Source organism: Arthrobacter sp. P1_B4 (genome assembly GCF_056406555.1).
Genome location: NZ_JBFTZW010000109.1, coordinates 1 through 9,218, shown reverse-complemented (window position 1 = coordinate 9,218; position 9,218 = coordinate 1). Strand labels below are relative to the sequence as shown.

The 9,218-nt window shown below is 63.4% G+C and carries 9 protein-coding genes; all 9 read left to right on the top strand.

All coding sequences use genetic code 11. The features are described 5' to 3' along the window. The coding region (locus tag AC1D1W_RS18685) for an MFS transporter (RefSeq protein WP_476944472.1) at positions 1-1,366 on the top strand (1,366 nt) is incomplete at its 5' end. A gap of 73 nt (positions 1,367-1,439) precedes the next feature. Next, positions 1,440-2,213, top strand: a complete 774-nt coding sequence (locus tag AC1D1W_RS18680; protein ID WP_476944471.1) for a 1,6-dihydroxycyclohexa-2,4-diene-1-carboxylate dehydrogenase — start codon at positions 1,440-1,442, stop codon at positions 2,211-2,213. 38 nt (positions 2,214-2,251) lie between these two features. Continuing rightward, the gene (locus AC1D1W_RS18675; RefSeq protein ID WP_476944470.1) at positions 2,252-2,836 is read left to right on the top strand and encodes a flavin reductase family protein; all 585 of its coding nucleotides are present in this window, start codon (positions 2,252-2,254) and stop codon (positions 2,834-2,836) included. A 416-nt stretch (positions 2,837-3,252) separates the two neighbouring features. Then, positions 3,253-3,915 (top strand): GntR family transcriptional regulator, encoded by a 663-nt coding sequence (locus AC1D1W_RS18670; RefSeq protein WP_243178471.1) that lies wholly within the window; start codon positions 3,253-3,255, stop codon positions 3,913-3,915. A 239-nt stretch (positions 3,916-4,154) separates the two neighbouring features. Beyond that, a complete protein-coding gene (locus AC1D1W_RS18665) occupies positions 4,155-4,904 on the top strand; it encodes an amino acid ABC transporter ATP-binding protein (protein ID WP_028276553.1) in 750 nt (249 codons plus the stop codon). 40 nt (positions 4,905-4,944) lie between these two features. After that, positions 4,945-5,814, top strand: coding sequence for a glutamate ABC transporter substrate-binding protein (locus AC1D1W_RS18660; RefSeq protein WP_043435953.1), 870 nt, complete (start codon positions 4,945-4,947; stop codon positions 5,812-5,814). Between the two features lie 10 nt (positions 5,815-5,824). Continuing rightward, positions 5,825-6,469 carry an amino acid ABC transporter permease gene (locus tag AC1D1W_RS18655; RefSeq protein ID WP_028276552.1) on the top strand — a complete coding sequence of 215 codons (645 nt, stop codon included), beginning with the start codon at positions 5,825-5,827 and terminating at the stop codon, positions 6,467-6,469. Continuing rightward, a complete protein-coding gene (locus AC1D1W_RS18650; protein ID WP_459384500.1) occupies positions 6,466-7,329 on the top strand; it encodes an amino acid ABC transporter permease in 864 nt (287 codons plus the stop codon). The genes AC1D1W_RS18655 and AC1D1W_RS18650 overlap by 4 nt, the downstream gene beginning before the upstream one ends. 92 nt (positions 7,330-7,421) lie before the next feature. Beyond that, positions 7,422-8,915 (top strand): FAD-dependent tricarballylate dehydrogenase TcuA, encoded by a 1,494-nt coding sequence (gene tcuA / locus AC1D1W_RS18645; protein ID WP_043435949.1) that lies wholly within the window; start codon positions 7,422-7,424, stop codon positions 8,913-8,915. Positions 8,916-9,218 lie beyond the last annotated feature (303 nt).

Below are 9,218 nucleotides of genomic sequence, written 5' to 3'. Positions count from 1 at the left end.
GACTAAACTCGCCTATAACGTCCAGGACGTTATCGACAACACGCCCATGGGAATCAGACGATGGTCCATCGTCGTCCTCTGTTTCGTGATCGCACTGCTGGACGGATTCGACACCCAGTCGATTGCATTCATCGGACCGGCAATCGCCGAAGACTTCGGCCTGCAGGCCACTGACATGACCTGGGTGATCACCGCCAGCACCGTTGGCATGTGCGTGGGCGCAATGTCCCTTGGCACCTTCGGGGACAGGATCGGTCGGAAGAAGACCATCCTGCTCGCACTGGCCCTTTTTGGTGTGTTCTCCCTTGCCGGTGCTTTTGCTCAATCCCTGGAGCAGATTGTCATTCTGCGCTTCCTCATTGGCCTCGGCATGGGCGGGGCCACCCCGGCGCTGCTGGCACTGACCGCCGAGTACAGTCCCAAATCGCGCCGCGGCACGTTCATGACATTGGTGTTGCTTGGCCTGCCCGGTGGCGCGCTACTCGGTGGGCTTGTGGCGGCGGCATGGCTGCCAGTGATGGGCTGGCGTGGCATCTTCCTGGCCGGCGGCGTGCTGCCACTTGCCATGGTTTTGGTCTGCAGCAAGATTCTCTCCGAATCGCCGATCTTCCTGGCGGCCAAGGGCACCTCCGCAGCCGACGCACAGGCGCGTCAGATCATGGCCTCAATTTCCGGGAGCCCAGTCAGCCCGGACGCCGTGCTCGCAACCAACGACAAAATGCAGGAGCGCAGCTCCGTCGCCGCACTTTTCTCCGCTAAGTACCGGATGGTCACCATCGCGGTCTTCGCCACCTACCTGCTCAATTGGATCGCTTGGTTCCTGCTGCTGCTCTGGATGCCAACCGCGCTCAAGATGTTGGGGCTGGCCGGCTCGCAGGCCGCGATGGGAACCGTGACCGTCAACGGCGCCTTTATCCTCTTCGCCATCCCTCTGTCCATCATCCTGCCCAAGGTCAACCCCAGAAAATTGCTGCTGGTCATGTTTGCGGCGGGGATCGTCATCGCGCTGGGCCTGGGCCTGGCCGGCTCCAACTTTGCGCTGGTCTTCGTGCTTATCGGGCTGGCCGGCTTCGGCATTGGCGGCCAGCAGTTGGCCCTGAACTACCTGATCGCCAACGCCTACCCCACTCAACTTCGTGCCACGGCTACCGGCTGGGGCATCGGAATTGGCCGCCTCGGTTCCATCGTGGGCTCCGCCCTCGGCGGGCTCATTCTCACGGGACTGGGCGTCTCCGGCTACTTCATGGCACTCGCGGTACCCCTGGTTCTGGCCGGACTGGCCACCCAGATGGTGCGAAGCTCGACAGTTAAAGCCGAGATTGCTTCGACGGAGCCGGCGCCACGGGAACGTGAAGCCATCAGCTGACGCGGGGGCACCTACGCAGATATCGAACTGGCCTCAACGGCTGAAAAATCCCAATAAGAGAGGACGCACAGCAATGCGTTTTACCGACAAGGTTGTTGTGGTGACCGGCGCTGCCCAAGGGATTGGTGCCGTCGTCGCCCGTAAGATTGCGGCCGAGGGAGGCACCCTAATGCTGGCGGACCGGTCCGAGCTGGTCATTGAAGTGTGTGCTGAGCTGACGGCCAGTGATGCACCCGCACGATACTTCCTTTGCGATCTGGAAACTTATGCGGGCGCCGTGAAGCTGATGGCCTACGCCGTGGAAGAGTTCGGACGCATCGACATCCTGATCAACAATGTCGGCGGTACGATCTGGACCAAGCCCTACGAGCACTACGAGGAGGACGAGATCGAGGCCGAAGTGCGGCGCTCCCTCTTCCCCACGCTGTGGTGCTGCCGCGCAGTGCTGCCGCACATGGTCGAACGGACGGCCGGGGTCATCGTGAACGTCTCCTCGATAGCCACCCGAAGCATCAATCGCGTTCCATACGCGTCGTCCAAGGGTGGGGTCAACGCTCTGACCGCGTCGCTGGCGTTCGAAGCCGCTCCGAAGGGTATCCGGGTAGTGGCCACCGCGCCCGGCGGCACCGAAGCTCCGCCGCGGAAGGTCCCGCGCAACCCGAACGCGCAGTCCGCCCAGGAAGAGACGTGGTACCAGCAGATCGTGGACCAGACCACCGAAAGCACCCTCTTCAAGCGGTATGGCACGCTGGAAGAGCAGGCAGCTCCGATCTTGTTCATGGCCTCTGACGACGCCAGCTACATCACTGGCGCGGTGCTGCCGGTGGGCGGCGGGGACCTTGGGTAATTCAGCGCGGCCTGAACAACAGCAGAAAGGAGAAGTCGATGACTCAGGAAGTCATAGGATGCATTGAAGAACGAGAATTGCGCCACGCCTTTGGCACGTTCGCCACCGGTGTCACGGTGGTCACCACCCGGACGGACGACGGCGTTCCGCACGGCGCCACCGTCAGCGCCTTCACCGCGGTATCCCTCGACCCGCCGCTTGCCCAGGTCACACTGACCCGGTCCTCGCGCGGCGCCCGGTATCTGGAAGCTGCGCCCTTCGCTATCAACATCCTGTCGGTAGAACAAAAGGATGTGGCCCTGCACTTCGCTGGCAAAGTCCTTGACGCGGAACCGGAATGGACGCTGGACGGCAACGTCCCGGTGCTGACGGGGAACGCCGCGACGCTTAAGTGCCGGCCGTGGAATATCTACGACGGCGGCGACCACATCATCGTCGTCGGCGAGGTCATCGCACTGGACATCACCAAGCGGGAACCCCTCGTGTTGTTCGGCGGTGAGTTCCACAACCCAGGAGGACGGATCGAGGGTGCCCGGCGGGATAACTCCGGCGATGCTCCCGAATCGGACTGGTTCGCCGGCTCCAGCTCCTTCAGGCCGCTTCACGACCGGACATCTGTCTAATCTGACCGGCCCTGCAGGGCGCAGCGATCTACATGTCGGGCTATGCGACTTAGTCTCCCGAGTAAATGACCTCGGCCAAACTCAGGCTCGCCACGGCCTCCCTGGGCAAGCCCGGAACCAAAGTCCGCGATCTCTGCACCGAACTCGGCATCACCCGCCAGACCCTTTACCGGCACGTATCACCGACGGGCGAGCTCCGCCCGGACGGCGAAAAGTTACTGACGCCGAACCAAGCCGCGGCGGCCGAACAACTCCGACTCATGCACCGTCCGGATGGAAAGGACAACACATCTTGGACACTTGCGTATCCACTGAAATACTATGGGTGTCCGGGCGATGGCTTCGGGCCTGCGAACTGGCGGGACCGAGTGGCGGCGTAAGCCTCCCTTCCGAGTCGCCACTGTGGAAGGAAAGTTGTGTCACCTGGTTCTGAAACGATGCGGCACGACGGAGATTCTATCTACGCCCAGCTGCGCTCTGAAATCCTGGCCGGTGCAATTGCTCCCGCCACTCCCTTGCGGGAAGTTACCTTGGGGGAACGCTTCGGTGTCTCCCGCACGCCGGTGCGCGAGGCTCTTCGCCGCCTCCAGCACGACCGTCTTCTGGACCGCGGCGCCCGTGGACTGCAGGTCCATCAGGCAACACCCCAGGAAGTCATCCAGGTCTATGACGTGCGGATTCTTTTGGAACAGGAGGCGGCCGGGCAGGCGGCCCTGTCCCACGACATCACTGACATTATGCAGCTCGAAGGCCTGGTGGAACGTGACCGCGCACTTTCGGAGCCGGATGACAACACCCGGGCGTCGACGAACCTGGAGTTCCACGCTGCCGTCTGGGCGGCTGCGCACAATCCCGTGCTCCAGGATCTCCTGCAGCGGCTGTCCACCCACTTGATCCGCACGCCGCACTCGACTCTGTCTGTGGGAGAGCGTTGGGACGAGGCCCTGGCCGAGCATTCGAAGCTGGTCGCGGCCATCACCGCCGGCGACGAAACTGCTGCGCGGAACACCGCACGCGAGCACATGGAGACAGCCCGTCGGATCAGGCTCGACCTGCTGCGGAAATCGGCCTCCCACTAAGATCACTGCCGGGCTCTCCGGCTAGCTCTCCGGGCCCCGAAGCGCCAGCTTTTCTGCCTCCTCCCGGGCATCAGCCCGGTGCTGCCACGGTTGCGCAGACCGCTGCCGTTGGTAACTGCCGCGGTGGTGGCGAAGCGTTCGCACCCATCGAAGACTCGTAATGACTTGCCGTGATTGCGGTCACCATGCCACACTGTACTTCACTGTATACAGTCGTATTCCATCAAAGGAGATAGATCATGACAGCCATCACGGAGACGGACACCGTCGTTGAGTTCCGCGGAGTCGGCAAGCGCTTTGGCAGCATGCAGGCCCTGACCGGCATTGATTTGTCGGTGCGCCGTGGCGAGGTGGTCGTCATCCTGGGCCCGTCAGGGTCGGGCAAATCGACGCTGTGCCGGTGCATCAACCGGCTCGAAGCCATCGACGAGGGCCACATTCTCATCGACGGCCACGAACAGCCGGTGGAGGGCAGGGATCTGTACAAGTTCCGTACCGAGGTGGGGATGGTCTTTCAGTCCTTCAACCTCTTCTCCCACAAGACCATCCTGGAGAACATCACCCTCGCCCCACGGAAAATTCTCGGCCTGGACAAACAGGCGGCAGAGACGCGGGCCCACGAACTGCTTGCCATGGTCGGCATCGCCGACAAGGCACACAGCCGGCCGTCCCAGCTCTCCGGAGGCCAGAAGCAGCGCGCGGCCATCGCCCGCGCACTGGCCATGGATCCCAAGGTCCTGCTCTTTGATGAACCGACGTCGGCGCTCGATCCGGAATCCACCCGCGAGGTTCTGGCGACCATGCGGAGCCTCGCGCAGAGCGGCACGACGATGATCGTCGTGACCCACGAGATGTCGTTCGCGCGGGCCTTCGCGGACCGGATCGTGTTCATGGCCGCCGGAGCCATCGTGGAAATTGCCGACCCTGAAACGTTTTTCACCTCCCCTTCCTCCGACCGGGCCAAAGCCTTCCTCTCCTCGGTCCACTAACAGCACCTGTGCAACGACGCACCCACCCTAAGGAGTCACCATGAAACGCCAGCACTTCCTGCCGGCCCTGGCCATCGCCGGCGCACTGATCCTGGGCACCACAGCCTGCGGCGGCAGCACCCCGGCCGCCGAGACCAAACCGGCCCAGAGCTTCCCGGCCAACAGCACGATGGACAAGATCCAGAAACGCGGCAAAGTGATCGTCGGGGTCAAATTCGACCAGCCGCTCTTTGGCGTGAAGAATCCGATCACCGGCAAGATGGAAGGCCTGGACATTGAGATGGCCAGAATCCTGGCCAAGGACCTCACCGGCAGTGCAGAGAATGTCGAGTTCGTTGAGGCGGTCACCAAAAACCGTGAGGCGTTCCTGCAGCAGAACAAGGTCGACGCCGTCATCGCCTCCTATGCAGTGACGGACGAACGGAAGAAAGTCGTCAGTTTCGCCGGACCCTACCTTGAGAGCAACGTGGCCCTGCTGGTACGCAAGGACGACAGCTCAGTGAACAAACCCGAGGACCTGGCCGGAAAGACGGTGTGTTCCACCACCGGCGCCCGCGCGGCCCAGCTCATCGGCGCGGCCGTGCCCGCGGCCAACGTGGTCCTGTTCAGCACCTACAGTGAATGCGCGCAGGCACTGAAGGATAAGAGGGTCGACGCGGTGACCACTACCGAGGCAATCCTGCTCGGTGTCCAGTCCCAGAATCCGGATGCCTACCGCATCGCGGACGGCCATTTGGCCGATGCCGAGGAATTTGCCATCGGTGTGGCCAAGGACGACGCAGCATTTCATGACTACCTCGATCAGCTCCTGACCAAGGCCATCGCGGACGGGGACTGGAAGAAGGCCTACGACGCGACGATCGGCCAGGTCAAGCCCGGCGACGTTACCCCGCCCAAAGTAACGCTGTAGGGATCCGCTGATGTCATTCCTTCTCAATCACCTCGGCGATTTCGGTCAGGGCGTGATGGTGACTCTGGGACTCGTTCTCCTGGGTGCCGCCGGTTCGGTGCTCCTGGGGACACTGCTCGCCGCACTGCGGACCAGCCCCATCAGGACGGCCCGGGCTGTTTCCTCGGCCTACGTGCTGATTTTCCGCAACGTGCCGCTTCCCGTGCAGATGGTGCTGTTTGTCTTCGGACTCCCGGTCCTGGGCATCCAGTACTCACTCTACGCCTCGGCCGCCATCGTCCTGGTGCTCTACACCGCGCCGTTCGTAGCCGAAACCCTGCGCGCGGGCTTGAACACCGTGGACCGCGGCGAGCTGGAAGCCGGACGCGCCCTGGGCTTCGGGCCGATGGCCTCACTGAAACTCATCGTCCTCCCGCAGGCCTTCGCCACGGTGACCAGACCGCTGGGCAACGTCTTCATCACCATGGTCAAGAACACCTCGGTCGCTGCCCTGGTAGGGGTATCCGAACTGACGTTCCTTTCGGACAAGATCGCGGTGGATGAGGCACAACCGTTCATTATCTTCGGCGGGGCCGCCCTCTGCTACCTCGCCATCGGGCTGGTCATCGGCCGGCTCGTATCCGCAGTCGATCAGAAGGTGGCGTTCAGCCGATGAGTACCATATCGCTTTTTGACCCGGCCGGTCCGCGCGCCAAACGCCGCCACCTGCTCCTGGAAATCCTCACCGCCCTCATCGTGATCGCCGGCGCCTATCTGGTCTTCCGCGTCCTCTACGACAAAGGCGAACTGAGCGCCGCGGCGTGGGCCCCGTTCGCCGAGCCCGGACTCTGGGCGCTTCTCGGCCAGGGGCTGTGGAACAACATCGCAGCCGCAGCCGTCGGCATGGTGCTGTCCATGATCACCGGATGCCTCCTGGCCTTCGGACTCGTCTCCACACACGCACCTCTGCGCCGGACCTGCCGGGTCTACACGGACGTCTTCAGCAGCATCCCCCTGCTCCTGCTGCTCTACTTCACATCCCTGGTGCTGCCCAACTACGGCCTCAAACTCGGGGACTTCTGGTTCCTGGTCATCGCGCTGACCCTGTACAGCGGGGCCGTCATCGGTGACCTGCTACGCTCCGGGATCCTCGCGCTGCCGCCCGGTCAGGCCGAGGCCTCCCTCGCACTGGGTTTCTCCCACGTCGGGACGCTGCGCTTGGTCCTGCTCCCGCAGGCCCTGCGGTCCATGAGTCCTGCCCTCGTGAGCCAGCTCATCATCCTCTTCAAGGGAACAGCACTGGCCTTTGTGCTCGGCGGCTACATGGAACTGCTGAGGTCCGCCACCGTCATCGGCCAGTACTACACCCGGTCCCTGCTGCAGGCCCAGTTTGTTGCCGCGCTGGGATTCCTGGTCGTCAACATCGCCCTCGGCGCCCTCGCCGTGGCCCTGGAGCGCCGCCAAAACCGCCTCGCCGCCCAGGAACCGCTCCCCGTGACAGCGGCAGAGCCAGCCCCCGTACCGGCCCACCGCTAACACCCCCGGGCCGCCTCTACCCCAAATCACCCCTGCCAGACTGTGTATACAGTCGAATACTTATGAATTCAACATGAAGGAGACGGAAAACAATGGCTGATCAGAACGAACCTGCAGCGGGAAACCTCACCAAGGCCGACGTAATCGTCGTCGGCGGCGGAAATGCCGGATTCACGGCGGCCCACGCGGCTGCCGTCCGCGGACGAAAAGTCATCCTGCTCGAAAAAGGCACCAAAGACATGGCCGGCGGCAACAGCTTCTACACCGCCGGCGCCACACGCATCGTCCACAACGGCCTGGACGACCTCCAGGGGCTCGTGGAACCGGACGAACGGCACAGCCGGACCGTCGTTCCGCCCTACAGCGCTGAGGAATACGCGTCTGACCTGGAAAAGGTCACCGAAGGCCGCAACGACCCGGCACTGACGGAAGTCCTCATTGCCGAGAGCCAGTCCACCCTTCGGTGGCTCAACAGCCTGGGCCTGAAGTACCGCCTGATGTACGAGCGTCAGGCCTTCGAGCGTGCCGACGGGTCCTACCTCTTCTGGGGCGGCCTGCACGTGGGAAACGTAGGCGGCGGCGAAGGCCTGATCGAAGACCACACCCGGGTCGCTGCAGAGCTGGGCATCGAAGTCAGGTACGGCCACGCGGCCCAAAGCCTCATCGTTGAGAACGGCCGTGTAGACGGCGTCGTCGTCAACACCGCTGAAGGGGAGCTGCGCCTGAGGGCAGAATCCGTGATCCTCGCCGCCGGAGGCTTCGAGGCGGACCCGAAGCGGCGGCGGGAGTACTTGGGCGAAGGCTGGGAAAACGCCAAGGTACGCGGCACTCCCTACAACACCGGCGACATGATCGCCGCAGCGTTGGAGATCGGCGCCACCAAGGGCGGAGACTGGGGCAGCTGCCACAGCGTCCAGTGGGATGCCTTTACCGCCACCAACGAAAGCAACCGCGAACTCACCAACCGCCTCACCCGGCAAAGCTACCCGTTTGGAATCATCGTCAACACCGACGGCAAGCGTTTCCTGGACGAGGGTGCCGACTTCCGGAACTACACCTACGCCAAATACGGCAAGGAAATCCTCAAGCAGCCCGGCTCGGTTGCGTACCAGATCTTCGACGCCGGCCTTCGGCCCATGCTGCGCAGCGAAGAATACGAGATGCCCGGCATCTCTGTCGAGGTCGCCGACACCCTCGAGGACCTGGCCGTCAAAATCGGCATAGACCCGGAAAGCTTGTCCAAAACCGTGACGGACTTCAACAGCTCGATCGAGCGCTCCACCCCGTTCGACCCCAACGTTAAGGATGGCCGGAAGGCCGCAACCGAACCGGTCAAGAGCAACTGGGCCGCCCCGATCGAAACCGGACCCTTCTACGCCTACGGCGTCACCTGCGGAATCACGTTCACCTTCGGTGGCATCAAATCCGACACCCACGGCCGCGTCCTGGACGCAGAGGGCAAGCACATCGAAGGCCTGTTCGTGGCAGGTGAAATGCTCGGCGGACTATTCAGCGTCAACTACCCGGGGGGCACCGGACTTGCTGCCGGGTGCGTCTTTGGGCGGCGGGCGGGCGTCCTGGCGTAGGGCACGGATCCACTGCACTTCTCCTCAAAAACCCGGGCGGGCCACCGCAGGCCTCACTCGCTCCGACGCTCGTCGCAGTGACCGGGACTGAGGGAGAGCCGGCTCTTGACGGCGAAAGCTCCCCGGGAGATTTGCCCTGATGTTCCGGACCAAAACGGGTCTCCCGAGCGGACCATCACCACCGACTGCCGGCCCAATGTCCGGCACAGATGGGCGCTCTTCCCGCACTCCATCGCAACAGGCAGCCCGATAGTCGGGCGTGGGAAGAGAGCCCATAAGGAGGTGGCAGGGTGGCGGAAACGC